At 33.1% G+C, this 24,991-nt stretch carries 25 protein-coding genes; 19 read left to right on the top strand and 6 right to left on the bottom strand.

Going from position 1 to position 24,991, the window contains the following annotated elements:
* Window positions 1-114 precede the first annotated feature (114 nt).
* From AC3Y25_RS00960 to AC3Y25_RS00975, 4 genes are all read left to right on the top strand, one after another.
* Window positions 115-861, top strand: a complete 747-nt coding sequence (locus AC3Y25_RS00960) for an electron transfer flavoprotein subunit beta/FixA family protein (RefSeq protein ID WP_095928090.1) — start codon at window positions 115-117, stop codon at window positions 859-861.
* A gap of 151 nt (window positions 862-1,012) precedes the next feature.
* Entirely contained in the window at window positions 1,013-1,981 is a 969-nt protein-coding gene (locus AC3Y25_RS00965; protein ID WP_489901445.1) for an electron transfer flavoprotein subunit alpha/FixB family protein, read from the top strand.
* 165 nt (window positions 1,982-2,146) lie between these two features.
* Window positions 2,147-2,770, top strand: coding sequence for a bifunctional nuclease family protein (locus AC3Y25_RS00970; RefSeq protein ID WP_008466556.1), 624 nt, complete (start codon window positions 2,147-2,149; stop codon window positions 2,768-2,770).
* Window positions 2,771-2,845: 75 nt separating this feature from the next.
* On the top strand, window positions 2,846-3,697 hold the full coding sequence (locus AC3Y25_RS00975; protein ID WP_095928092.1) for a thymidylate synthase: 852 nt from the start codon (window positions 2,846-2,848) through the stop codon (window positions 3,695-3,697).
* A 38-nt stretch (window positions 3,698-3,735) separates the two neighbouring features.
* Here the strand turns inward: AC3Y25_RS00975 and AC3Y25_RS00980 are convergent, their stop codons facing one another.
* A complete protein-coding gene (locus AC3Y25_RS00980) occupies window positions 3,736-4,032 on the bottom strand; it encodes an isoamylase early set domain-containing protein (protein ID WP_095928206.1) in 297 nt (98 codons plus the stop codon).
* Between the two features lie 239 nt (window positions 4,033-4,271).
* Here AC3Y25_RS00980 and AC3Y25_RS00985 point away from each other — a divergent pair, with 239 nt between their 5' ends.
* The 4 genes from AC3Y25_RS00985 to porT all read left to right on the top strand — a co-directional run bounded on the left by AC3Y25_RS00985 (window position 4,272) and on the right by porT (window position 7,134).
* The gene (locus AC3Y25_RS00985) at window positions 4,272-4,616 is read left to right on the top strand and encodes a 2TM domain-containing protein (protein WP_427871926.1); all 345 of its coding nucleotides are present in this window, start codon (window positions 4,272-4,274) and stop codon (window positions 4,614-4,616) included.
* A gap of 11 nt (window positions 4,617-4,627) precedes the next feature.
* Window positions 4,628-5,110, top strand: coding sequence for a dihydrofolate reductase (locus AC3Y25_RS00990; protein WP_095928094.1), 483 nt, complete (start codon window positions 4,628-4,630; stop codon window positions 5,108-5,110).
* A 580-nt stretch (window positions 5,111-5,690) separates the two neighbouring features.
* On the top strand, window positions 5,691-6,422 hold the full coding sequence (gene ubiE, locus AC3Y25_RS00995) for a bifunctional demethylmenaquinone methyltransferase/2-methoxy-6-polyprenyl-1,4-benzoquinol methylase UbiE (RefSeq protein ID WP_095928095.1): 732 nt from the start codon (window positions 5,691-5,693) through the stop codon (window positions 6,420-6,422).
* A gap of 1 nt (window position 6,423) precedes the next feature.
* Entirely contained in the window at window positions 6,424-7,134 is a 711-nt protein-coding gene (porT, locus tag AC3Y25_RS01000) for a type IX secretion/gliding motility protein PorT/SprT (RefSeq protein ID WP_095928096.1), read from the top strand.
* 9 nt (window positions 7,135-7,143) lie between these two features.
* Here porT and AC3Y25_RS01005 read toward each other — a convergent pair whose 3' ends face one another.
* Complete coding sequence (locus AC3Y25_RS01005) at window positions 7,144-7,872, bottom strand: RNA methyltransferase (RefSeq protein WP_489901446.1); 729 nt, start codon at window positions 7,870-7,872, stop codon at window positions 7,144-7,146.
* Window positions 7,873-7,909: 37 nt separating this feature from the next.
* Here AC3Y25_RS01005 and tamL point away from each other — a divergent pair, with 37 nt between their 5' ends.
* The 5 genes from tamL (at window position 7,910) to AC3Y25_RS01030 (ending at window position 13,896) form a co-directional block, all read left to right on the top strand.
* Window positions 7,910-10,483, top strand: a complete 2,574-nt coding sequence (gene tamL / locus AC3Y25_RS01010) for a translocation and assembly module lipoprotein TamL (protein ID WP_489901447.1) — start codon at window positions 7,910-7,912, stop codon at window positions 10,481-10,483.
* A 60-nt stretch (window positions 10,484-10,543) separates the two neighbouring features.
* A complete protein-coding gene (gene fbaA / locus AC3Y25_RS01015; RefSeq protein ID WP_035645669.1) occupies window positions 10,544-11,611 on the top strand; it encodes a class II fructose-bisphosphate aldolase in 1,068 nt (355 codons plus the stop codon).
* Window positions 11,612-11,718: 107 nt separating this feature from the next.
* Complete coding sequence (accD, locus tag AC3Y25_RS01020; protein WP_026728501.1) at window positions 11,719-12,573, top strand: acetyl-CoA carboxylase, carboxyltransferase subunit beta; 855 nt, start codon at window positions 11,719-11,721, stop codon at window positions 12,571-12,573.
* Between the two features lie 211 nt (window positions 12,574-12,784).
* Window positions 12,785-13,186, top strand: coding sequence for a helix-turn-helix domain-containing protein (locus AC3Y25_RS01025; RefSeq protein ID WP_379794683.1), 402 nt, complete (start codon window positions 12,785-12,787; stop codon window positions 13,184-13,186).
* An 89-nt stretch (window positions 13,187-13,275) separates the two neighbouring features.
* Complete coding sequence (locus AC3Y25_RS01030) at window positions 13,276-13,896, top strand: hypothetical protein (protein WP_489901448.1); 621 nt, start codon at window positions 13,276-13,278, stop codon at window positions 13,894-13,896.
* Window positions 13,897-13,899: 3 nt separating this feature from the next.
* Here AC3Y25_RS01030 and AC3Y25_RS01035 read toward each other — a convergent pair whose 3' ends face one another.
* Together AC3Y25_RS01035 and AC3Y25_RS01040 are read right to left on the bottom strand one after the other, a co-directional pair.
* Window positions 13,900-14,787 (bottom strand): cupin-like domain-containing protein, encoded by an 888-nt coding sequence (locus AC3Y25_RS01035; RefSeq protein WP_250834282.1) that lies wholly within the window; start codon window positions 14,785-14,787, stop codon window positions 13,900-13,902.
* Between the two features lie 90 nt (window positions 14,788-14,877).
* Window positions 14,878-16,125, bottom strand: a complete 1,248-nt coding sequence (locus AC3Y25_RS01040) for an ABC transporter permease (RefSeq protein WP_250834283.1) — start codon at window positions 16,123-16,125, stop codon at window positions 14,878-14,880.
* Window positions 16,126-16,290: 165 nt separating this feature from the next.
* Between AC3Y25_RS01040 and purH the strand changes: the two genes are divergently transcribed.
* The 6 genes from purH to rodA all read left to right on the top strand — a co-directional run bounded on the left by purH (window position 16,291) and on the right by rodA (window position 23,564).
* Complete coding sequence (gene purH / locus AC3Y25_RS01045; protein ID WP_320493422.1) at window positions 16,291-17,817, top strand: bifunctional phosphoribosylaminoimidazolecarboxamide formyltransferase/IMP cyclohydrolase; 1,527 nt, start codon at window positions 16,291-16,293, stop codon at window positions 17,815-17,817.
* Between the two features lie 56 nt (window positions 17,818-17,873).
* Window positions 17,874-18,902, top strand: coding sequence for a rod shape-determining protein (locus tag AC3Y25_RS01050; protein ID WP_008466528.1), 1,029 nt, complete (start codon window positions 17,874-17,876; stop codon window positions 18,900-18,902).
* Between the two features lie 111 nt (window positions 18,903-19,013).
* On the top strand, window positions 19,014-19,844 hold the full coding sequence (mreC, locus tag AC3Y25_RS01055; RefSeq protein ID WP_095928102.1) for a rod shape-determining protein MreC: 831 nt from the start codon (window positions 19,014-19,016) through the stop codon (window positions 19,842-19,844).
* Window positions 19,837-20,343 (top strand): rod shape-determining protein MreD, encoded by a 507-nt coding sequence (locus tag AC3Y25_RS01060; RefSeq protein ID WP_095928103.1) that lies wholly within the window; start codon window positions 19,837-19,839, stop codon window positions 20,341-20,343. Before mreC ends, AC3Y25_RS01060 begins: the two co-directional genes overlap by 8 nt.
* Window positions 20,340-22,313, top strand: a complete 1,974-nt coding sequence (gene mrdA, locus AC3Y25_RS01065) for a penicillin-binding protein 2 (RefSeq protein ID WP_489901449.1) — start codon at window positions 20,340-20,342, stop codon at window positions 22,311-22,313. The genes AC3Y25_RS01060 and mrdA overlap by 4 nt, the downstream gene beginning before the upstream one ends.
* Window positions 22,314-22,328: 15 nt before the next feature.
* The gene (rodA, locus tag AC3Y25_RS01070; RefSeq protein WP_095928105.1) at window positions 22,329-23,564 is read left to right on the top strand and encodes a rod shape-determining protein RodA; all 1,236 of its coding nucleotides are present in this window, start codon (window positions 22,329-22,331) and stop codon (window positions 23,562-23,564) included.
* Between the two features lie 262 nt (window positions 23,565-23,826).
* Here the strand turns inward: rodA and AC3Y25_RS01075 are convergent, their stop codons facing one another.
* Both AC3Y25_RS01075 and AC3Y25_RS01080 read right to left on the bottom strand, forming a co-directional pair.
* Window positions 23,827-24,507: a DedA family protein gene (locus AC3Y25_RS01075; protein WP_489901450.1), complete on the bottom strand. Its 681-nt coding sequence runs from the start codon at window positions 24,505-24,507 to the stop codon at window positions 23,827-23,829.
* A gap of 134 nt (window positions 24,508-24,641) precedes the next feature.
* Window positions 24,642-24,983 carry a heavy-metal-associated domain-containing protein gene (locus tag AC3Y25_RS01080; RefSeq protein WP_489901451.1) on the bottom strand — a complete coding sequence of 114 codons (342 nt, stop codon included), beginning with the start codon at window positions 24,981-24,983 and terminating at the stop codon, window positions 24,642-24,644.
* Window positions 24,984-24,991: the final 8 nt, after the last annotated feature.

Consider the following 24,991-nt stretch of genomic DNA (forward strand, 5'->3'; position numbering starts at 1 on the left):
GCACAATCTTCGAAATCGTAATAGTTTTGAAAAATATTATGCGTGCATAGTATAATTATTCCAAATTAAATTCTAAATTTGTAAAAGCATATTATAAATTCAAAATATATACTTATGAAAATACTAGTTTGCATCAGCCATGTGCCTGATACTACTTCAAAAATCAACTTCACCAACGGTGACTCAGAATTTGACACCAATGGCGTACAATATGTAATTAACCCTAACGACGAATTCGGTCTTACACGTGCTATCTGGTTCCAAGAACAACAAGGCGCAAATGTAACGGTTGTAAACGTCGGAGGTCCTGATACTGAACCAACTTTACGTAAAGCTTTGGCAATTGGAGCAAACGAAGCAATTCGTGTTAATGCAAACCCTACTGATGGTTTTTTTGTTGCAAAACAATTGGCAGAAGTTATCAAAAACGGTGGTTACGACTTAGTAATTGCTGGTAAAGAATCTTTAGATTATAATGGAGGAATGGTTCCTGGAATGATCGCTGGTATTTTAGGTTCTAATTTCTTAAACTCTTGCACTTCTTTAACTGTTGACGGAAATAATGTAAAAGCTGTTCGTGAAATCGACGGTGGAAAAGAAACAGTAAGCACGACTCTTCCTTTAATCATTGGAGGTCAAAAAGGTCTTGTTGAAGAAAAAGATTTACGTATCCCGAACATGAGAGGAATTATGACAGCAAGAACTAAGGCTCTTACTATTCTTGAGCCAGTTGATGCTGCTGTAAATACAAAAGCAGTGAAATTTGAGAAACCAGCTCCAAAATCGGCAGTAAAATTAGTTTCTGCAGATAATTTAGATGAGTTAATCAATTTATTACACAACGAGGCTAAAGTGATTTAAGATTGTAGAGTTTAGATTTTAGATTGCTGATGCAAACGAAATCTAAAACTCAACATTTGATTCACTTCAAATCTAAAATCAATAATCATTTTAGATTTCAATTTTTAAAAATCTGAAATCTAAAATCTAAAATCTAAAATCTAAAATTGTTATGTCAATATTAATATATGCAGAATCTGCAGAAGGAAAATTTAAAAAAGTTGCTTTCGAATTAGCTTCTTATGCTAAAAAAGTAGCTGAATCATTAGGAACAACTGTTACAGCTTTGACTGTAAACATTAGCGATGTGAGCGAATTAGGCAAATACGGAGTTGATAAAGTTCTAAAAGTAAGTAATGATAAATTAGCCGGTTTTAATGCAAAAGCTTACGCTGATGTTATCAAACAAGCTGCTGAGAAAGAAGAAACAAAAGTAGTATTGCTTTCTTCTACAACAGACAGTATTTATCTTTCACCACTAGTGGCGGTTGCTTTAAATGCTGGTTTTGCTTCAAATGTAGTTGGATTGCCTGTTAGCACTTCTCCATTTCAAGTAAAAAGAAATGCTTTCTCAAACAAAGCTTTCAATATTACAGAAATCAGTACAGACGTAAAAGTGCTTGGTTTAGCTAAAAACTCTCATGGTCTTTTTGAAAGCGCAGGAGCAGCTACAGCAGAAGATTTCAATCCAACAATTGGAGACAATGATTTTGGTGTAAAAGTAGAATCTGTAGAAAAAGTTTCTGGAAAAGTTTCTATCGCTGACGCGGATATCGTAGTTTCTGGCGGACGTGGATTAAAAGGTCCAGAAAACTGGGGATTAGTAGAAGATCTTGCTGCCGTACTTGGTGGTGCAACCGCATGTTCTAAACCAGTTTCAGATTTAGGGTGGAGACCTCATAGCGAGCACGTTGGACAAACAGGAAAACCAGTTGCAACAAACTTATATATTGCAATCGGTATTTCTGGAGCTATTCAGCATATTGCAGGTATTAACTCATCTAAAGTAAAAGTGGTTATCAATAACGACCCTGAAGCACCTTTCTTTAAAGTTGCAGATTATGGTGTAGTTGGAGATGCTTTTGAAATTGTACCACAATTAACAGAGAAATTAAAAGCTTTTAAAGCTCAGCATTCTTAACACAAAGAATTCTCTTTAAATTTTTTGCTGCCTAAAAACAAGATGTTGTATCTTTGTTTATAGGCAGCTTTTTTGTTCCATATTTTTTGATTAAAATTGCAGCTTTATTTTTCAAACCAAAAAAGCATTAAAATAAGGTGCTAAGTACCTTTTTTACAAACATATATGAGTCTAGTAAAATTATCCATAAAAGGAATTTCATACAGTCAAACTCAAAATGGCGCTTATGCCTTAATTTTGAATGAAGTTGATGGCGAAAGAAAATTACCCATTGTTATTGGCGCTTTTGAAGCCCAGTCAATCGCTATTGCTTTAGAAAAAGAAATAAAACCTCCACGTCCTTTAACTCACGATTTATTCAAAAATTTTGCCGAAAGATTTGATATTGTAGTAAAGCAAGTCATCATTCATAAATTAGTTGATGGTGTTTTCTACTCTAGCTTAATTTGCGAAAGAGACAAAATCGAAGAAATTATCGACGCAAGAACGTCTGATGCTATTGCTTTGGCATTGCGCTTTAATGCCCCTATTTTTACTTATAAAAACATTTTAGATAAAGCTGGTATTTATCTAAAATCAAATACTGCTGAAACAGATTCTGGAGCTCAGGAAATAGATGATGTTCTTTCAAATCCTGAAACTTTCGGACACGAAGAAGAAAGCAACCAATCTGGAGATGTTTACGCAAAACATTCTTTACAGGAATTAAACGAGCTTTTAGATCAAGCCGTTTCTCAAGAAGATTACGAAAAAGCAGCAAAAATTAGAGACGAAATCTCTCGAAGATAAATATATGTTTAATCGTTGATTTGTTTATTCGTTAAATCGATTAAACAGTTAAACGAATAACCGAATACACAAAACATGAAACAATACTTAGATTTAGTAAAACACGTTTTAGAAAACGGCAATCAAAAAGGAGACCGAACTGGAACTGGAACAAAAAGTGTTTTCGGTTACCAAATGCGTTTTGATTTAAGTGAAGGTTTCCCAATGGTTACAACTAAAAAACTGCATTTAAAATCCATCATTTACGAATTGCTTTGGTTTTTAAAAGGCGATACAAACGTAAAATACCTTCAAGAAAACGGAGTCAAAATCTGGGATGAATGGGCAGATTCTAATGGCGATTTAGGACCTGTTTATGGTCATCAATGGCGTAATTGGAATAGTGAGGAAATAGATCAGATTTCTGAATTAATTAAAGAATTAAAAACAAATCCGAATAGCAGAAGAATGTTGGTTTCTGCTTGGAACCCATCGGTTTTGCCAGATACTAAAAAGTCTTTTGAAGAGAATGTTGCCAATAACAAAGCAGCATTACCTCCATGCCATGCCTTTTTTCAGTTTTATGTAGCAAGCCCAGATCCTGAAAAAGGCGAAACAAAAGGAAAATTATCTTGCCAATTGTATCAGCGAAGTGCTGATATCTTTTTGGGAGTTCCTTTTAATATTGCTTCTTATGCATTGCTAACCATGATGATTGCACAAGTATGCGATTTAGAAGCAGGCGAATTTATTCATACTTTTGGTGATGCACACATTTATAACAATCACTTTGAGCAATTGGAATTACAACTTTCTAGAGAACCAAAACCATTACCCAAAATGATTTTAAATCCGGAGATTAAAAACATTTTTGATTTTGATTATAATGATTTCACACTTGTAGATTACGATCCGCATCCAGCTATAAAAGGAAGTGTTGCTGTATAATTATAAAAAAATCCGCTTAAAAATTTAAGCGGATTTTTTTATACAACTAAAACTCCATTTTCACTTCCGGCATAATCGTTCCATTTGTAAAAATCGGCTTCAGGATCATTAACATAATTTCCGTCGATTACATACTTAAATTCGTAAATCGCATCTTTCACCAAATCGTAAGTTGCTTTAAACGTTCCGTTTTTTAACTTGCTTAAAGTTCCTTCTGAGGCATTCCAGTTATTAAAATCTCCAACCACCGCTGCCGAATCAGCATCTTTGGCATCTATTGAAAATGTAACTTTAACAACCGGCTTCGTTTTGATAAATTGTTTTTTCAAAGACATAACTATTTCGTTTTTAGATTTATACATCTAAAATTACTTAAATTCAACGAAACACTAACTAACCTCAGAACCGATTTATGATAATGCCAAAAACTGCATATTATTTTCGCTATATCTGTAATTTAAAGTGGTTAAAATTTTGTTTTTCAAATTCTTATAATTTTTAAAAACAAATATTCCTAATCCAAAATATGGACTTTCGAAAATAAATTTTAACTTTATAATCTCATTTTTATCTTATGGAAAAAGAAGTACACGAACAATACGAATACGCTAGACGCCGATTAAGACAAAAAAAAATCTTATATTTTCATTTTGTTCTTTTCCTTCTAGGAAGTTTATTTCTATTTATTGCGAACAAATTTTTTGGTTTTGGCGAGGGCACAACCCAAAACTGGTGTATTTGGGGAATTACAATCTGGCTTTTCATTTTTATTCTGCATTTTATAAAAGTGTACATAACTGACCGTTTTATGAATAAAAAATGGGAAAGAGAACAAATTGATCGATTGGTTGCTTTACAGCAAAAACGAATCAGTCAGCTCGAATCTTCTATTAATGAAGAAAATGAAAATAAAATTTAGTTAGGCATACCATGATTATAATGATAGCGGCTGCAGCCGAAAATAATGCGCTTGGAAAAAATAACGAATTAGTATGGCATTTGCCAAATGACTTTAAAAGGTTTAAATCACTAACTACAGGTCATCATATTATTATGGGAAGAAAAACTTTTGAAAGTTTCCCAAAACCATTACCTGACCGCGTTCATGTTGTAATTTCTCGCCAAGAAAATTACAAACCAGAAGGATGCATCGTAGTAGATAGTATTGAAAAAGCCATTGCAATATGTCCTGAAAATGATGATAGCTATGTTATAGGTGGTGGAGAAATTTACAATTTAGCCCTTCCGTTTACCGACATTATTGAATTAACTAAGGTTCATCATTCTTTTGAAGCAGATGCCTTTTTTCCTAAAATCAATAAAAGTGAGTGGACTTTGGTCGAATCTGAAGAAAACTACAAAGATGAAAAACATCTTTATGATTACACTTATGAAACTTACATTAGAAAATAAATAAAAAACATCCTCTTTTAACGGAGGATGTTTTTAAATAATTGACATGAAGCTTAACTCGCTCAAGAAAAAATTTTTGTTTAAAAAAAATCACAAATGTTGAGAAACATTCGTAAAACTGAATAACATTTAATGTTGTTTGAGACCTAAATCTCAAAAGGCCTTTAATAACAAATACCACTAAGATATTAAAGGCAGAAAATTAAAATTTCCAAAAACAAATTTAATCCTAAGAACGTACTTTGCACTTAATATAGTATTTCCCCCCAAAGAACAATACTTACAAAACTCTTTCATGAACAAATGAAATTACCAGCGCAAAAAAAGCAACCATTTGTTTAAGTCATTGCGACATTATCAATCATTAACTTTAATCATTTTTACTTTGACAAAGTTGGCCATAATAGGCCTATTAGACAATACCGTGATTTAGGGATTTTGACAAAATACCTAGATTTAGGGATAGCAGAAATACCATTTTATTCTGTTTTAAAATAAACACTCCAAAACATTTATTTGACAAATTAAAAAACTCAATTACAGTTAAACTAGATTGTTTATATTTGCCTAAATAAAAAAAATGTCTGAAAAAGTAACTCCGTATAAAGACTCTACCTTAGGTAAAAAAGAGCAAGTAACCCAAATGTTTGACACCATTTCTGGGAATTACGATAATTTGAATCGTGTAATTTCATTTGGAATTGACGTTAAATGGCGCAAAAAAGTATTAAAAATTGTTTCAGACAAAAAACCAAAAGTTATTCTGGATATCGCAACAGGTACTGGTGACTTAGCCATTTTAATGGCAAAGACTAATGCTGAAAAAATTATTGGCCTAGATATCTCTGCTGGAATGCTAGAAGTTGGTAAAAAGAAAGTTGAAGAAAAAAATCTATCTAATATTATTGAACTAGTTTTAGGCGATTCTGAAAATATGCCTTTTGAGGACAATTACTTTGATGCTATTACGGTTGGCTTCGGTGTGAGAAATTTTGAAAACCTAGAAAAAGGTTTTGCAGAAATCTTAAGAGTCTTAAAACCAAATGGAGTATTTGTTATATTAGAGACTTCTGTTCCAGATAAATTTCCTTATAAACAAGGTTATAATTTTTACAGCAAAAATATACTTCCATTAATTGGTAAATTATTCTCTAAAGATAATGATGCCTATGGCTATTTGTCTGAGTCTGCTGCCGCTTTTCCTTATGGCGAAGCCTTAAACAATATTTTGAGAAAAACTGGGTTTATAGATGTTGTGGCAATGCCCCAAACTTTTGGTGTCGCAACAATTTATTCTGCATCTAAAAAATAGTATGAAAAAAGTTGTAATCTTATTTTTATTAGTCTTAACGACAAAAGGACATTCTCAATTTGCTAAAAACATGTTTAGCAAAGACCCTATCATTAATCTTGAAAACTGGCAAAAACAGCGTGTCTATTTTGGCTATTATCTAGGTTTTAATAGTTTTGACTTTAAATTTGACTACAAAACTCCTGTACAGGAAGATATTCAAGTAAAAAAAACTACTGGTTTTAATGTTGGTGTCGTAGCCGATTTAAGACTTCAGGAATACATTAATCTTCGTTTTGAACCAGGTTTGTATTACACTAAACGTGATTTGTTTTTTCCTGGCGTAGGAACTACAGAAAACGACTATTTAAGAGAAGTAAATAGTACTTATATTCACTTTCCTTTATTATTGAAATTTTCTGCCTTGCGCACAGGAAACATACGTCCGTACTTGGTTGGCGGTATGTCTACAACTTTAAATTTATCTAGTAATGCGAAGTCTCAAGATGATAACTTTGAGCAAAAATTTAGAGTAAAACAATGGACCGCTGCTTACGAGTTAGGTTTAGGAATTGATATTTTTACCGAATACTTTATTTTTTCTCCTTCTGTTAGAGGAATGTTCGGAATCACAGATGAACTTATTAGAGATAAAACTCCAGACAGCCCTTGGACTGGAAATATCGATTCGATGAAATCTAGAGCAATTTTAATAAATTTCACTTTTCATTAAAACAAAATATCAACTATTTCGTTTAAATTCACTAAGAATAATTGCTGTTGCAGTAGCTACATTTAAACTTTCGGTTTTTTGAAGCTCTCCAAATCTAGGAATTGTTAGGCGACTGGTTACTATTTTTTCAATTTCTTCTGAAATCCCATTGGCTTCATTACCCATAATAATGATTCCATCCTGAGGTAATTTGGATTGATAAATATTTTCTCCGTCCATAAAAGTTCCAAAAACTGGCAGTTTAGTTTGAGCAAGAAAAAGTTTTAAATCAACATAGCTTACATTTACTCTGGCAATTGACCCCATTGTAGCTTGTACCACTTTCGGATTATAAATATCTACCGTTTCTTTAGAACAAATAATCTGCTTAATACCAAACCAATCGCATAAACGCAAAATAGTTCCTAGATTTCCAGGATCTCTAATGTCGTCTAATGCTAAAATTAAGCCCGAATCGATTGTCTTTTTGGGAGCTGGAATTTTAAAAACTGCCAAACAAGAATTCGGAGTCGACAAAGCACTTATTTTTTTCAGTTCTTGGTCATTAATAAGAGTTCGTTTTGAAGCCTGTACCGTTTCAAAATCATTCAATGTGGTGTATAAATGTTCTAATTCAAAATTGGATTGCAGCAATTCTTGAATTACTTTTACTCCTTCAGCAAAGAATAATTGACTAGCAAGACGCTGCTTTTTTTGATGTAAACTAGAGATAAGCTTTATTTGGTTTTTACTAACCATAAAATAATGTACTTTTGAATTAAATATTAAAAAACACTTGAAAAATAATTCCACAAAAATAATAGCATTTCTTCTAATTGCAATATTAATTTGCGCTTGTAATGCCGTAAAAAGAGTTCCCGATGGAAAAAACCTTCTTGTAAAAAATAATATTTTAGTTAACGGAAAATCTACAAATGACGAAACAGCTTCTAACCAAATGTACCAAAAACCAAATGGTAAATTATTAGGTTATAAACTTCGATTAAATTTATACAATTTAGCCAATTTAAATCCAGATTCTACTTATCAGGCAAAATTTAAAAATAATCCTGGAAAATATGAGCGTATGTCTAAAATACTCTCTGCAAAACAAGTAGATCGCCTTGGACAATCTTTTTATTACAAAGGAATTCATGAGTTTTTAAAAAGCACTGGTGAACCGCCTGTAATAATTGACACTTCAAAAACCAGAAAATCATTATTGCGTTTAAAATACTATTATTTTAACAATGGTTTTTTCAATGTTCATACCGATTATACAATCGACACGATTGGAGTAAAAAGAGCCGAAATTAATTATAACATCACTACAGGACCAGCTTATAAATTGGACACTATTAGAACCAAAATAATGACTCCTGCGTTAGACTCTTTATACAGAACAAACAATGAACCTTCTTTATTAAAATCTGGAAATCAATATAAAACTACCGATTTTGAAGAAGAGAAAAACCGTATTACAACCTACTTTAGAAATCACGGAGCTTATTATTTTCAGCCTACTTATGTAACTTTTGACATTGATACCATTGGCAAAAAAGCAAAAGCCGATGTGAGTTTAATTATTAACAACAATACTATTCAGGAAAAAGATTCGAGCCGTACAGAGCCTTTTAAACTATACAAAATTAGTGATGTAAATATTTACACTGATTATTCTGCTACCAATGCTAAGAAAAAACCAACAGATAGCGTAACATACAACAATTTTAACCTTTACAGTTACAAAGGATTAAAATACAGACCACGCGCTATTACCGACGCTATTTTCATTACAAAAGGAAGCACTTTTGCCGATTTTAGAACCACCCTTTCTTCTCGCTCTTTAAACAATTTGAGGATTTTCAACTATCCTTCTATTCAATACGAAGTAGACAAGAGAGATTCGACAGCTCAATCTCTTATTGCTAATGTTTATTTGACTCCAAGAAAAAAATACAGTTTTGGGGCTACTCTTGACGTAACGCACTCTAATATTCAGGATTTCGGAATTGGAGCCAGCATTTCTGAAACGATTCGAAACGTATTTAATCGAGCAGAAACTCTTGAAATTTCAGCACGTCTAAATGTTGGTTCATCTAGAGACATGGCCAATCCGAACAACAACTTCTTTAACGTTTCGGAATATGGTCTAGATATGAAATTGAATTTTCCGAGAATTTTACTGCCTTTTGGAACCGAAAAAATCATTCCGAAAAGCATGATTCCATATACCTCAATATCTTCTGGTTTTTCCAAACAGAGAAATATTGGTCTTGATAAAGAAAACTTCACAGGAGGTATCTCGTATAACTGGAGTCCAAAACGCCATAATACTGCGAAACTGGAATTATTGAATGCACAGTTTGTCCGCAACTTAAATCCAGACAACTATTTTAGAGTTTACACTTCTTCTTATGATGATTTGAATGGAATTGGAAAAGACTACAATGTTAACCCTGGCAACTGGGGAGAAACAACAGAAGAACAAGCAAGAAAAGATCTGACAATACCTAAAGGGACAACAGGATTTACGAATGACGTATTAACAGGCCAAACTGCTCTAACACCTTCAGACTCTCAATACCAAGAAGTTGAAAGTATTGAAGAAAGAAGAGTTCGTTTAACTGAAAATGATTTCATTCTAGCAACAAGTTTCTCTTTTACCAAAACAACTAAAAAAGATTTAGCAGATAACAACTTCTATCAATTTAGAACAAAAATAGAATCAGCGGGAACTTTATTGTCTCTAGTCTCTGAAATTGGAAACCTTCAAAAAAATTCAAGAGGTAATTATGAGATTTTCAACCTAGAATACTCAGAATATGTTAAAACTGAATTTGATTACATCAAACACTGGGACTTTGGAAAAGAAAAAGTTTTGGCTGTTAGAAGCTTCTTCGGAATTGCGGTTCCGTTTGGAAATTCAAATTACATTCCGTTTTCACGAAGTTATTATGCCGGAGGTTCAAATGACAACCGTGCTTGGCAACCTTATGCTTTAGGACCGGGAAGTACAAATGCTGTAAATGACTTTAATGAAGCAAATATGAAAATTGCAGCAAGTATCGAATATCGCTTCAAAATTTTTGGAGATGTGAAAGGAGCTCTCTTTGCAGACGCCGGAAATATCTGGAATGTGCTCGATAATGTCGTAGATCCTAAAGCAAAATTTGACAACTTAAACGATTTAGAAGAAATTGCTTTGGGTACAGGATTCGGTTTACGATACGATTTAAGCTTTTTTGTTATTCGTTTAGATTTAGGCTTTAAGACCTATAATCCCTCGCATGACAAAGGAGATAGATGGTTTAAAGAATACAATTTTGGGCACTCGGTTTTAAATTTTGGAATAAATTATCCGTTCTAATGCTAATTAATTCTTATTTTTGCAACCTAAAAACTAAAAACAACTATAAAAAAAATTACAATGGCACATAACATTAAACCAGGAGTAGCTACAGGAGATCAAGTACAAGAGATCTTTAATTATGCTAAAGAGAAGGGTTTTGCTCTTCCAGCAGTAAACGTTACTGGATCAAGCACAATTAACGGAGTTCTTGAAACTGCAGCAAAACTAAACGCGCCAGTTATCATTCAATTTTCTAACGGAGGAGCACAATTCAACGCTGGAAAAGGATTATCAAATGCAGGTGAAAAAGCAGCAATCGCAGGAGGAATCGCGGGAGCAAAACATATTCATACTTTGGCAGAAGCTTACGGTGCAACTGTAATCTTACACACTGACCACTGTGCAAAAAAACTTTTACCTTGGATCGATGGTTTATTAGATGCTTCTGAAAAACACTTTGCAGAAACAGGAAAACCATTATTCAGTTCTCATATGATCGATTTGTCTGAGGAGCCAATCGAAGAAAATATCGAGATCTGTAAAGAATATTTAGCTAGAATGAGCAAAATGGGTATGACATTGGAAATCGAACTTGGTATTACAGGTGGTGAAGAAGATGGTGTTGATAACTCTGATGTTGACAGCTCAAAATTATATACTCAACCAGAAGAAGTAGCTTACGCTTACGAAGAATTATCTAAAGTAAGCCCTAAATTTACAATTGCTGCTGCTTTCGGAAACGTTCACGGTGTTTACAAACCAGGAAACGTAAAATTAACTCCAAAAATCTTAAAAAATTCTCAAGATTTCGTACAAAACAAATTCAACACAGGACACAATCCAGTTGATTTCGTATTCCACGGAGGTTCAGGTTCTACACTTGAAGAAATCAGAGAAGGAATTAGCTACGGAGTTATCAAAATGAACATTGATACAGATTTACAGTTTGCATACACTGAAGGAATCCGTGATTATATGGTTAAAAACCTTGACTATTTGAAATCACAAATTGGTAACCCAGAAGGTGCTGATGCTCCAAACAAAAAATATTACGACCCAAGAAGATGGGTTCGTGAGAGCGAAGTAACATTCAACGCAAGATTGGAACAAGCTTTTGCAGATTTAAATAACGTAAACACGCTTTAAATTTTAGATTTCTGATTTTAGATTTCAGACTTCTAAAAGCCTGAAATCTAATTTCTGAATCAGATTAAAAATCTAAAATCTAAAATCTACATTCTAAAATTAAAAAAATGGCTTGGTTTAAAAGACAAGAAAAAGGGATTACGACCGCGACAGAAGATAAGATGGACGTTCCGAAAGGATTGTGGTACAAATCTCCTACTGGAAAAATTATTGATGCTGACGAATTAGCGAGAAATTTATTCGTGAGCCCTGAAGATGATTTTCATGTTCGAATTGGAAGCGCAACCTATTTTGAAATTTTATTCGACAACAACGAATTTGTTGAGTTAGATAAAAACATGACTTCTAAAGATCCTTTGCATTTTGTGGATACAAAAAAATATGCAGAGCGTTTAAAAGATGTAATGGAAAAAACTCACTTAAAAGACGCTGTTCGTACGGGAGTAGGAAAATCTAAAGGAAGAGAACTTGTAATTTGCTGTATGGATTTTGCATTCATCGGTGGATCTATGGGGGCTGTAGTAGGTGAAAAAATCGCAAGAGGTATTGATCACGCTATTAAAAACAAACTTCCTTTTGTAATGATTTCTAAATCTGGTGGAGCTCGTATGATGGAAGCTGCTTATTCTTTAATGCAATTAGCAAAAACTTCTGTAAAACTAGCTCAATTAGCTGAAGCTAAATTACCTTATATTTCTCTTTGTACAGATCCAACAACTGGAGGAACAACAGCATCATACGCGATGTTAGGAGATATCAACATCTCTGAGCCAGGCGCTTTGATTGGTTTTGCTGGTCCGCGAGTTGTACGTGACACTACAGGAAAAGATTTACCTGAAGGTTTCCAAACTGCTGAGTTCTTATTAGAGCACGGTTTCTTAGACTTTATCACGCCAAGAAAAGAATTAAAAGATAAGATTAACTTATATATCGATTTGATTCAAAATAATGATATTAGATAGTTTTAAAACTACTTAAAATAGAAAATCCCAAGAAATTGCTTCTTGGGATTTTTTGTTTTTAAACCATATAAGTTTTATAAGTACAATTAATAACTTGTCTGAAAAATTGTATTTTTGTTTTTGCATAAATGACAATAGCGTATCATACTAATGCAAACCTGTTTTTTACAGAAATCTATTTTTTCTAAAGTAATATAAATATCTTTGAATTATGAGCACAGCAACAAAACAAAACCATATAGGACGAAAAATCAGTCGTATTCGTGAACTTAAAGATATGAAGCAGGAAGCTCTTGCGCAGGCTTTGGGTACAAATCAACAGTCGATTTCCGCTATGGAGAACAGTGAAACCATAGATGATGCAAAACTTGCAGAAGTAGCAAAAGCGCTTGGAGTAACTGTTGAAGCAATTAAAAACTTTACTGAAGAAAATATGATAAATTATTTTAATAATTTTTACGATAACAGCACAAGTACTGGAATAAATGGAATGTTCAATCCAACTCATTGCACATTTAATCCGTTAGATAAAGTAGTTGAACTTTACGAACGTTTGGTTTTGGCAGAAAAAGAAAAAAACGAATATTTGGAAAAATTAATGAAAGAGAAATAATCTTTCTAAAAACATACAAATTCAATACAAAATCTCAAGAAATTGCTTCTTGAGATTTTTTTATATCTTTATTTTAAATCTTATTCTTTATGGCAAGAATTTTTATTGGTTTTATGATTTGTTTTCTCTTTTTGAATTGTAGTAAAAAAGACAATCAAGAAGAAAACATTCCATATATAATTTCTCAGAATAATAAAGAAGTAGTTCGTGGCAAAGACACAATTCCTCCACCACCACCTATTCCTGGCTGGCTATTTTATGGAACTAATACTTTCATCATAAACTCAGATTCTACCGCTTATTATTTCCAAAGAAAAGGAATAGCATCTGTTTGTGGTACACCCACAGCAGACACAATCCCTTATTTTACAAATTTACAACCTTTAGAAATAATTGAAATCTCAAATAAAAATATTTATGATTTTATAAAATTGAACTATAGAGATGATTTTCGAAATCAAACTTTTATTGCATCCCAATCTGATACTTTAAATTCTAAAATGTTTTTTGATTTAAATAAATCTTTAAACTTCTTCAAAAGAGATCGGGATTTTATCATTATCAGAAGAACGACACAAGAAGAGGATACTGTCTTGAAATACAAAAAAGACAATAGTTACTATGATTCTAAAAATATTAAATGGGATCAAAAAAGAATCAAATTCCCAGAAATCCCAAAACAAGTTAAGTTTATTAAAAGTAAAACCTAAAATTTACCCTGCTTTTTTCAAATCCTTTTTTAATTGTTTTTCAGCAATTACAAACGCCCGCTTTTCGCGCCAAACAGCATAACGTTCTCTAAATATCACTTTTATACCGCTATCTACTGCTCCATGCATAAACAAGCTCCAAACACTGGCTATTTTACGAGAAACAGATTGATCCCATGCACGAAGTGTCAGCGAAAAAGAACCATCAATGTAACGCATCCAGTGCCACATTCCTGTTGGCATGAATAACGTATCACCATGTTCTAAAAAAACTTCATAACCCTCTACTCCTTTTAGAGCTGGAAATTTTTCAAAATCGGGATTAGCAACATCATAATCTTCTAATGCATAAGTCGTATTTGGAAGACAATACAATCTTTTCTTCCATTTATTATCAAATAAGATAATATGCTTCCTTCCACCGAAATGAGTGTGAAAAAGATGTGGCAAATCGATATCATAATGCAAAAAAGTAATTGCCTTTGAACCGCCAAAAAACATCGCAGGCATACTTTCTATAAAACCTCCCATTAATTCTTTAGGAACTTTTACATCATCAATTAATTCGGGTCTGTGCTTGAAAAGATTGAAGAAAAAAATACGCAATTGTGTGGGTTCACGTTTTATCAAATCCAGATATTCTCCAAATTTCATACTCGCAATCGAAGCATTGATTACTTTTTTTGGATCTGCCTTTGAATTATCTACAAGTTTAACCTCTATATCTCCAGCAATCTGCTTGAAATACTCTGTTGACCATTTTTCTCTTGCCGGCCAATCTTTTGTAAGCCCCTTTATGATTAAAGGTTTTCTTTTATCTAGGTAATTCTTTTTAAAATCTTCCCTAGAAATCGACTCAACAGTATCAACAGATTTAAGATTAAAGCTCATTTATCTTGTGTTTTAATTTGTTGCCTATCAAATGTATCTATTTATTCCCACTCAACAAAATTTACAATTAAATAACATAAAAACAATATTTTACATTCCTGTTCGAATGGCTTCTACAGGATCTAAATTTGCCGCCGAAATAGCAGGAAGAATTCCAGAAATCAAACCAATAAGAGCCGCTAAACTAGTTCCTAAAAGAATATTTCCTAAACTTAAGACAAATTCAAAATCGAGGGCTTTTGTTAAGATTACAGCAATTCCCCAAACCATCAGCAGACCTATAATTCCGCCAATAACAGAAAGAATAACGGCTTCAAACAAAAATTGAAATAAGATAAATTTGTTCTTCGCTCCCAATGATTTCTGAATTCCGATAAGATTGGTTCTTTCTTTAACCGAAACAAACATAATATTCGCAATTCCGAACCCGCCAACTAAAAGAGAAAACCCACTAATGATCCACCCCACAAAATTCATCTGACCTAAAATTCCGTCAATGAAATCGGTAAAACCAGAAAGCACATTAATAAAGAAATTATCCATTTCTCCCGCTTTCATTCCACGAATTGCTCGCAATTTTTGGGCAATTTCTGCTTTATACGCCTCCATGTCTACGCCTTTTTCTGGTTTTAAAACTATTACTGGCGTCATAGAATCGCTATCTCCATACATTCTTCTTAGAAAATTAGCCGGAAGATAAACCGAAGTATCATTGCTGTCTCCAAAAAATCCAGCTCCTTGTTTTGCCATTACACCAATTACAGTAAATCGCTGTCCATATAAGCGAATATTTTTCCCAATTGGATCACTAGAACCAAAAAGTCCTTCGGCTATATCATATCCAAGAACAATAACGGGAGTTCCTGAATTTGATTCAGATTCATTATAAAATCTTCCTTTGTCAAAACTCAATCCGTCAATATCGACCATTTCGTTTGATGCCGGAATAATATTTACATCGCTGACTGTTTTAGAATCATATTTTAAACTTTCCCTATTTACAAAAAGCTGATATGCTACTTGATCGGTATTATTCATTGAATTTTTTAAACCAATATATTCGTCATATTTTACATTTGGAAACTGTTCTCTCTTCCATTGCGGAATTTCAGACGGCCCAAAGCAGTATTTCATTAAATAAATTGTATTTTTATCTAAGCTACTCAGATCTTTAGAGATTTTTTTATCTAAAGAGTCAACAGCAGCCAAAACGGCAATGATTGAAAAAATACCGATCGTTACACCTAAAAGCGACAATAATGTGCGTAATTTATTATTTCGCAAAGCATTGATGGCAAAGCTTAGACTTTCTTTTAATAATCTTAGATAAACGATCATATTTTTGTATATTTCAATAAAGTAAAATTCAATAATTTAAATTCAAAAACCTAATAAAAGTTAACTTACTCATCAGTAGATTTTTTTAGCATTTTGTTACACTAATTTTCTTTAATATAATATATAAAAAAACTACTTTTGCAGTCTCAAAATCATAACTACACAATGAGCACAACAAAAAAAATACAATCGGCATTAATTTCTGTTTTTTCTAAAGATGGATTAGAACCAATTGTTAGAAAATTACACGAACAAAATGTAACACTTTATTCAACTGGAGGAACTGAAGATTTTATCAAAAACCTTGGTATTCCAGTGGTTCCTGTTGAAGATATCACTTCTTTCCCTGAAATTCTTGGCGGAAGAGTAAAAACTTTACACCCAAAGATTTTTGGCGGAATCTTGAATCGTCAAGATAATGAAAGCGACGTTCAGCAAATGAAGGAATTTGATATTCCTCAAATCGATTTAGTAATTGTTGACTTATATCCTTTTGAAAAAACAGTTGCTTCTGGAGCTAGCGAACAAGATATTATTGAGAAAATTGATATTGGTGGTATTTCATTAATTCGTGCAGGTGCAAAAAACTTTAAAGACACTGTAATTGTAGCTTCTGTTAACGAATACAGCTTGCTTCTAGATTTGATTACCGAGCAAGATGGAGCAACAACTTTGGAAAACAGAAGATTGTTGGCTACTAAAGCATTCCACGTTTCCTCTCACTACGATGGAGCTATTTTTAATTATTTCAATACAGACGAGACTATTTACAAAGAAAGCATTGCAAATGGTCAAGTTTTAAGATACGGTGAAAACCCTCACCAAAAAGGATTCTTCTTTGGAGATTTTGATGCTATGTTCAACAAACTTCACGGAAAAGAATTATCATACAATAATTTACTTGATGTTGATGCTGCAGTAAATTTAATTGCTGAATTTAAAACTGACGGACCAACGTTCGCCATTTTAAAACACAACAATGCTTGCGGATTGGCTTCAAGAAAAACAATCAGTGAAGCTTATTTAGCGGCTTTAGCTTGTGATCCTACTTCTGCTTTTGGAGGAGTGTTAATTTCTAACACAAAAATTGATTTAGAAACTGCACAGGAAATCAACAAATTATTCTGCGAGGTTGTAATCGCTCCTGCATATGATGATGAGGCAGTTACAGTTTTACAAGAGAAGAAAAACAGAATTATATTAGTTCAAAATGAAGTTGAATTACCAGCTCGTCAAGTAAGAACTTGTCTTAATGGTTTGTTAATTCAGGACAGAAATAATATTACGGATAATAAAGAGCATTTAAAAACCGTTACAATTACAGAACCTACTGCTCAAGAGATCGAAGATTTGATCTTTGCTTCTAAAATCTGCAAGAATACAAAATCAAACACTATTGTATTTGCTAAGAACGGAACATTGATTTCATCAGGTACAGGTCAGACTTCAAGAGTTGACGCTTTAATTCAAGCTGTTGACAAAGCAAAAGCTTTTGGATTTGATTTAAATGGAGCTTCGATGGCAAGTGATGCATTTTTCCCATTTCCGGATTGTGTAGAATTAGCCAAAAAAGCAGGAATAACTGCTGTAATTCAGCCAGGAGGTTCAATTAAAGACGAATTAAGTATAAATTATTGCAATGAAAATAATCTTGCAATGGTATTTACAGGAACTCGTCATTTTAAACATTAATTTGTTTAACTTTGTTCGATAAATAATTTATAACATTTTAAACCCCTAAAAAACTTATGGGATTTTTTGATTTCATGACCGAGGATATTGCGATAGACCTTGGAACCGCAAACACTTTAATCATTCATAATGATAAAGTTGTCATTGATAGTCCATCTATCGTTGCACGTGATAGAGTATCAGGCAAAATCATTGCTGTTGGTAAGGAAGCCAATATGATGCAAGGTAAAACACATGAAAACATCAAAACTATAAGGCCTTTGAAAGATGGTGTAATCGCTGATTTTGATGCTTCGGAAAAAATGATCAATATGTTCATTAAAAGTATTCCTGCATTGAAAAAAAGAATGTTTACTCCAGCTTTACGTATGGTTGTATGTATTCCTTCTGGTATTACTGAAGTGGAGATGAGAGCGGTGAAGGAATCTTGTGAGAGAGTAAACGGAAAAGAAGTTTACTTGATTCATGAGCCAATGGCAGCGGCAATTGGTATTGGTATAGACATTATGCAACCAAAAGGTAACATGATTGTAGATATCGGAGGTGGTACAACAGAAATTGCTGTTATCGCTTTAGGCGGAATTGTTTGTGACAAATCTGTAAAAATTGCAGGTGACGTTTTCACAAACGACATCGTTTATTACATGCGTACACAGCACAACCTTTTTGTAGGAGAAAGTACTGCAGAAAAAATTAAAATTCAAATTGGAGCGGCTATTGAAGATTTAGATGGTCCGCCAGAAGATATGTCAGTTCAAGGTAGAGATTTACTTACTGGTAAACCAAAACAAGTAGATGTTTCTTACCGTGAAATTGCAAAAGCATTAGACAAATCTATTCAGCGTATTGAAGATGCGGTAATGGAAACATTATCTCAGACTCCGCCAGAATTAGCAGCAGATATCTACAACACTGGTATCTATTTAGCTGGTGGTGGATCAATGTTAAGAGGTCTTGACAAACGTATTTCTCAAAAAACAGACTTACCGGTTTATATTGCCGAAGATCCTTTAAGAGCAGTTGTACGAGGAACAGGAATGGCTCTTAAAAACATCGCTAAATTTAAAAGTATCTTAATCAAATAAGATTCAAAATAACAATCAATTTACTTTTATAAGGGTCAGATTTTTAATATTTGACCCTTGTAAAAACTGAAACCTTTAAGCATATCCTGAAACAAAATAACCAGACAAGAAATGCAGCAAATATTTAATTTCATTATAAGAAACAGTAATCGATTGCTGTTTTTGCTGCTTTTAGGTATTTCGTTGACGCTCACAATTCAATCGCATTCCTACCACAGAAGCAGAGTAATCAGTTCAGCTAATTTTTTAAGCGGAGGTGTTTATGAAAGAATTAATCGTGTAAACGAATATTTGAATTTAAGAGCCGAAAATGATGAACTTGTATTAGAGAATGCAAGGTTAAAAAGTCTTTTGTTCAATAAAGAAGACACTACCAAAGCACCATTGCCAGATAGCATTAAAGGTGTAAAACCTGCAGATATCGTGGTATCAAAAGTAATTCATAATACATACAACACACACGAAAACTATATCACTTTAAACTCCGGAAGCAAAGAAGGAGTTAAACCAGATATGGGAGTTATAAACAGTTTAGGTATTATTGGAGTAGTAGACAATACTTCTGCAAACTATTCTACAGTAGTGAGCATTTTGAACATGAAGTCGCATATTAATGCCAAAATCAAAAAATCTAACCACTTTGGTTCTTTAACTTGGGACGGTAAAAGCACAGGATTTGTTCAGCTAGAGGATGTGCCAAGATTAGCATCAATTAGAAAAGGTGACACCATTGTTACCGGAGGACAATCTGTAATTTTCCCTGAAGGAATTAATATCGGAACTGTAGACGTTATATACAAAAAAGAGAACACAAGCTTTTATGTTATAAAAGTTAAACTATTTAACGATATGACAAACTTGGGTCATGTATATGTCATCAAAAGTAAAGACAGAGAAGAACTTATTAACTTAGAAAACAAAAACAAAGAAAAAAATGAATAGCGCTCTGTTAGTCAATATTTTTCGATTTATTATGTTACTGGCAGTTCAGATTGTTATTTTCAACAATATGAATTTCTTAGGATATATAAGTCCTTTTCCGTATATCTTGTATATCATTCTATACCCTGTAAACAGCAATAAAGCAGGATTAATAATTTCTAGTTTTTTACTTGGACTTACAATGGATATGTTCTGTAATTCTGGAGGTATACATGCCACTGCATGTGTTATATTAGCGTATTATAGACCCTATATTTTTAAATTTTCTTTTGGTCTGAGTTATGAATATCAAACTATTAAACTAAATGAATCTTTAACACCAGAACGATTTTCATTTATACTGGTTTCGGTTTTAATGCATCATATTGTATTATTTGTCTTAGAAGCATTTCAATTCAAATTCATCTGGGACATTTTGCTCCGAACCTTATTTAGTTCGATCTTTACTATAATCACCTCAATAATAATAATTTATCTTATTAAGCCCAATAAACGATGAGAAAAGTCTTGCTGCCCACTATAATTATTATTGCAGCGTCTTTGCTAGTGATTAGGATTTTTTACCTGCAAATTATTGATGATTCTTTTAAATTGAAATCGGAAAATAATGCGATAAAAAAAGTATATGACTATCCTGAAAGAGGTTATATTTATGATCGTAACGGAAAACTTCTTGTTGCGAATCAGGCTTCTTATGACATCATGGTTATTCCGAGAGATGTAAAAAAAGATTTAAATATTGCCGAATTTTGCGCTCTTCTAAATATTACTGAAGAAGAATATCATAAACGCGTCGAAAAGGCAAAAGTATATAGCCCTAGACTTCCTTCTGTTTTCTTATCGCAGCTAAACAAAAATGAATTTGCTGCTTTTCAGGAAAAAATCAGAAAATATGATGGTTTTTATTTCCAAAAAAGATCACTTCGTGATTATGAAGTAGATTATGGTGCAAATATTTTTGGTTTTATTACACAGGTTAACGAAAAACAGATTGAAAAAAATCCTTACTACAATAGTGGAGATTTAATTGGAAAACAAGGTGTAGAACAAAGTTATGAAGAAATTTTACGCGGAATAAAAGGTGTAAAATACATTCAAAAAGACAAATACAACCGAGAAATTGGCGCCTATAAAGAAGGAAAATACGACACCATCGCCGTAGCTGGAGAAGATATTAATTTAACTATTGATGCTGAACTTCAAAAATATGGCGAGGAATTGATGATCAATAAGCGAGGAGGAATTGTTGCCCTTGAGCCTAAATCTGGAGAAATTCTAGCGTTGGTTACTGCTCCTTCCTACGATCCAGGTATTTTGGTAGGCCGCCAAAGATCTAAAAACTATACACTTTTATATAACGATTCTATTTCAAAACCATTATACGACAGAGGGCTTTTAGCAGAGTACCCTCCAGGTTCTCCATTTAAAATCCTAACTGGTTTAGTTGCGCTTCAAGAAGGTGTAGTAAATGAGCAGACTACTTTTATGTGTCATCACGGATTTAGTTATGGTGGAGGCCGATTCATGAAGTGTCACGGTTTTGGTCCACATCAATTGCATAACGGAATTTACAATTCTTGCAACACTTATTTTGGACAAGCCTATATGCTTACAATCAATAAGTATAAAGATCCTGGCCAAGCAGTTGATGTCTGGAGCGGTCACATAAAAAGTTTTGGTTTAGGACAATTTATGGGATATGATTTACCTATTGGAAAACGAGGAAATATCCCAACTTCTAAAACCTACAAAAGAATTTACCCTAATGGAGGATGGAGAAGCTCAACTATTGTATCGAATGCAATTGGTCAGGGAGAGGTTTTAATGACGCCTATTCAGCTAGCCAACATGATGGCTACTGTAGCAAATCAGGGGTATTACTACACTCCTCATATCATTAAAAAAATTGAAGGAGAGAAAATAGACGAAAAGTTCACCACGAAACACGTGACTACGATTGATCAAAAATATTTCCCGCCAGTTATCAGCGGACTGTTTGATGTTTACAACAAAGGTACCGCTTACAGCTTAAGAGTAGAAGGAATCGATATTTGCGGAAAAACAGGTACTGCCGAGAACTTTGCCAAAATAAACGGCAAAAGAACACAGCTTAAAGACCACTCTATATTTGTTGCTTTTGCACCAAAAGACAATCCAAAAATTGCTATTGCGGTTATGATTGAAAATGGAGGTTTTGGAGCAACAGTTGCGGGTCCAATAGCGAGTTTAATGATTGAAAAATATCTAAGAAAGAAAATTACAAGAACCGATCTAGAAATAAGAGTACTGAATAAAAGCTTACTTTCAGAATATGCTAAATTGGGAGGAATAAGTGAGGCTCTTAAAATTGAATCTGTTCCTAAAGATTCTGTTTTACAAGCTAAAATTGCAAAGCCAAAAGCACCAGTTACAACGGCACCAAAAACTGAAGTTAAAAAAACAGCGGTAGACACAACTAAGAAAAACTAAGAAAGATTATTTCAAATGAAAAATCAAAGTGTAAAAAATAATATTGATTGGATAAGTGTCTTTATCTACATTGCGCTGGTAACTTTAGGTTGGCTTAATATTTACTCGTCTTCCTTATTATCAACAGATGGTACTTATCAAAAACAGCTGATTTTTATTTGCTGTACAATTCCTTTGATATTTGTTGTGCTTTTTGTTGATGGTAAATTCTATGAAAAATATGCCAGTATCATATTTGGAGTTTCTTTATTATCTCTTGCTGGATTGTTTCTCTTCGGAAAAACAATTGCTGGACAGCGATGCTGGTATGCCATCGGAAGCTTTACTTTGCAGCCTTCTGAGTTTGCAAAAGCCGCGACATCATTGGCTTTGGCTAAATATTTAAGCGACACACAGATCAACTTAAAAGAAACGAATAGACAAATTCAGGCTTTGGCCATAATGCTATTACCTGTAATACTTATTCTACCACAGCCAGATCCTGGAAGCGCTTTAATTTATAGTGCTTTTATTCTTGTTCTGTATCGAGAAGGCCTACCTTCTTGGTATGTTTGGACAGCATTTATAACAATTATACTCTTTGTTCTTACTTTGGTTTTAGAACCATACGCCGTTATCGCAATGGCTTTTGTCGTTTTGGCGATCATACATTTTAAAGGCAGAGCAGTAGATCGAAATATTATTTTAAGCGGTATCTTATTAGTTTTAATCTCAGGATTTGTTTTCTCTGTAGATTATGTTTTTGATAATGTTTTTAAACAGCATCACAGAGACCGTTTCAATATTTTACTTGGTAAAACTGTAGATATGAAAGGGATTGGATACAATACCAATCAGTCTGAAATTGCAATTGGTTCTGGTGGATGGATCGGAAAAGGTTTCCTAGAAGGAACACAAACCAAAGGAGGATTTGTTCCTGAGCAACACACCGATTATATTTTTACAACTGTTGGTGAAGAATGGGGATTTGCAGGTTCTTTTGTCGTTATTTTACTTTTCGTTAGTTTATTGCTTAGAGTAATTTATTTGGCAGAAAGACAGAAGACAAAGTTTAGCCGAGTCTATGGTTATTGCGTCGCCGCAATTCTATTTATACACTTCTTTGTAAATATCGCGATGGTAATTGGAATTTTCCCTACAATTGGTGTTCCTCTGCCGTTCTTTTCATACGGAGGCTCTGGACTCTGGGGATTTACCATTTTGCTGTTTATTTTTCTTAAAATGGATGCAAATAAAGTGAATGAATGGTAAATGTTTAAAATATTCAATTTTTAAATGCCAAATTCCAATTAGAAATTACTTTTATACAACTAGAATAATTTAACCTAAAAGCTGTAATTACGTTTTAAAAACTAATTACAGCTTTTTTTGATTTTACATTTACTCTATTAGCTTCGATTTTATTTTCTAAGTAAGATATATATCATACAATGGAAACGTCAACAATAACTTTAAAAACAAAGCATAAAAAAATCCGAAGTTTAAGCTTCGGATTTTTTTATTTACCTTAAGATTATATTTGTTCCTTTGGTGTCTTTTTAAATAGTTTAACTAGAACAGGGAACGTTGAGATTATAACTATAATTATAATAATGTATTCAATGTGTTTCTTTAAATCTATGCCTTGCTTCAAGAAAATACCATATAGATAATGTCCTGCGAAAATTAAAATAAACGACCAAAGGAAAGAACTCAAGATATTGTAAAACATAAACTTCTTTTTATCCATCGATACAATACCCGCAACAATTGGAGCAAACGTTCTGAAAATTGGAAGGAAACGTGCGTAAATAATTGCTTTTCCACCATATTTTTCAAAGAAATCTTTTGACTGCAACAGATATTTCTTCTTAAACCAGAATGTATCTTCTTTTTTGAATAAATAATAACCGCTTTTTGCGCCAAACCAATAACCTGTCATATTACCCAAAACACCCATTACAGCAACTGCTGTGGCAAGCAGAAAGACATTTATAAAATCATTTGGAATAGAGGCAACATTCTCAACTAGATCACGGCTGTAAATACCTGCCAAAAAAAGCAAACTATCTCCAGGCAGAAAAAAACCTGCAAAAAGTCCTGTTTCGGCGAAAACGATAAACAGAACAATAAATAACCCAATCTGAAAACCGCCAACGCTTAAAGTAATATAAAATTCAGGGTTTAGTAACTGGGTCCATTCAAAATTATTCATAAAAGGGGAATTGGTTATCTTATAAGTTCGTGAAAGTAACAATAATTTAGCTTAACCACAATAAAATACGGTATTTTAAACATAAATTAACTATTAAAAAAAGCCCAAACTATTTGTCTGGGCTTTACTTCACATTATTCTCTTACATACTTGCAACAGCTATGCAAGTTATCATAATCTTCAGTTGTCGCTTTAACTTCCTTAGTATCATGACCTGCCTTTGCAATCGCCTTGTTTAAATCTGAAGGAGAACATTTTTCTTCATTTAAAATAACCGAAAGCTGATGAGAGCTTACATCCCAACTTGCACTTTTTACACCCGGAACTCCATAAGCCGCTTTTTCAATTCGTTTCTTGCATTGTTCGCAGTTACCATTTACTTCTGTTGCATATTTTAAGTTCTTATTTTTCTTCGTTTGAGCCTGAGCGGACAAACCTAAAAAAACCATCATCGCGATTAAAACTATCTTATTCATTGTATTTA

The organism is Flavobacterium sp. LK-23, from assembly GCF_058135255.1.

Bases quoted from the DNA above. Each gene is read 5' to 3' on its own strand.
- AC3Y25_RS00960 (WP_095928090.1), top strand. From the start codon at position 115: ATGAAAATACTAGTTTGCATCAGCCATGTGCCTGATACTACTTCAAAA.
- AC3Y25_RS00965 (WP_489901445.1), top strand. From the start codon at position 1,013: ATGTCAATATTAATATATGCAGAATCTGCAGAAGGAAAATTTAAAAAA.
- AC3Y25_RS00970 (WP_008466556.1), top strand. From the start codon at position 2,147: ATGAGTCTAGTAAAATTATCCATAAAAGGAATTTCATACAGTCAAACT.
- AC3Y25_RS00975 (WP_095928092.1), top strand. From the start codon at position 2,846: ATGAAACAATACTTAGATTTAGTAAAACACGTTTTAGAAAACGGCAAT.
- AC3Y25_RS00980 (WP_095928206.1), bottom strand. From the start codon at position 4,032: ATGTCTTTGAAAAAACAATTTATCAAAACGAAGCCGGTTGTTAAAGTT.
- AC3Y25_RS00985 (WP_427871926.1), top strand. From the start codon at position 4,272: ATGGAAAAAGAAGTACACGAACAATACGAATACGCTAGACGCCGATTA.
- AC3Y25_RS00990 (WP_095928094.1), top strand. From the start codon at position 4,628: ATGATTATAATGATAGCGGCTGCAGCCGAAAATAATGCGCTTGGAAAA.
- ubiE (WP_095928095.1), top strand. From the start codon at position 5,691: ATGTCTGAAAAAGTAACTCCGTATAAAGACTCTACCTTAGGTAAAAAA.
- porT (WP_095928096.1), top strand. From the start codon at position 6,424: ATGAAAAAAGTTGTAATCTTATTTTTATTAGTCTTAACGACAAAAGGA.
- AC3Y25_RS01005 (WP_489901446.1), bottom strand. From the start codon at position 7,872: ATGGTTAGTAAAAACCAAATAAAGCTTATCTCTAGTTTACATCAAAAA.
- fbaA (WP_035645669.1), top strand. From the start codon at position 10,544: ATGGCACATAACATTAAACCAGGAGTAGCTACAGGAGATCAAGTACAA.
- accD (WP_026728501.1), top strand. From the start codon at position 11,719: ATGGCTTGGTTTAAAAGACAAGAAAAAGGGATTACGACCGCGACAGAA.
- AC3Y25_RS01025 (WP_379794683.1), top strand. From the start codon at position 12,785: ATGAGCACAGCAACAAAACAAAACCATATAGGACGAAAAATCAGTCGT.
- AC3Y25_RS01030 (WP_489901448.1), top strand. From the start codon at position 13,276: ATGGCAAGAATTTTTATTGGTTTTATGATTTGTTTTCTCTTTTTGAAT.
- AC3Y25_RS01035 (WP_250834282.1), bottom strand. From the start codon at position 14,787: ATGAGCTTTAATCTTAAATCTGTTGATACTGTTGAGTCGATTTCTAGG.
- AC3Y25_RS01040 (WP_250834283.1), bottom strand. From the start codon at position 16,125: ATGATCGTTTATCTAAGATTATTAAAAGAAAGTCTAAGCTTTGCCATC.
- purH (WP_320493422.1), top strand. From the start codon at position 16,291: ATGAGCACAACAAAAAAAATACAATCGGCATTAATTTCTGTTTTTTCT.
- AC3Y25_RS01050 (WP_008466528.1), top strand. From the start codon at position 17,874: ATGGGATTTTTTGATTTCATGACCGAGGATATTGCGATAGACCTTGGA.
- mreC (WP_095928102.1), top strand. From the start codon at position 19,014: ATGCAGCAAATATTTAATTTCATTATAAGAAACAGTAATCGATTGCTG.
- AC3Y25_RS01060 (WP_095928103.1), top strand. From the start codon at position 19,837: ATGAATAGCGCTCTGTTAGTCAATATTTTTCGATTTATTATGTTACTG.
- mrdA (WP_489901449.1), top strand. From the start codon at position 20,340: ATGAGAAAAGTCTTGCTGCCCACTATAATTATTATTGCAGCGTCTTTG.
- rodA (WP_095928105.1), top strand. From the start codon at position 22,329: ATGAAAAATCAAAGTGTAAAAAATAATATTGATTGGATAAGTGTCTTT.
- AC3Y25_RS01075 (WP_489901450.1), bottom strand. From the start codon at position 24,507: ATGAATAATTTTGAATGGACCCAGTTACTAAACCCTGAATTTTATATT.
- AC3Y25_RS01080 (WP_489901451.1), bottom strand. From the start codon at position 24,983: ATGAATAAGATAGTTTTAATCGCGATGATGGTTTTTTTAGGTTTGTCC.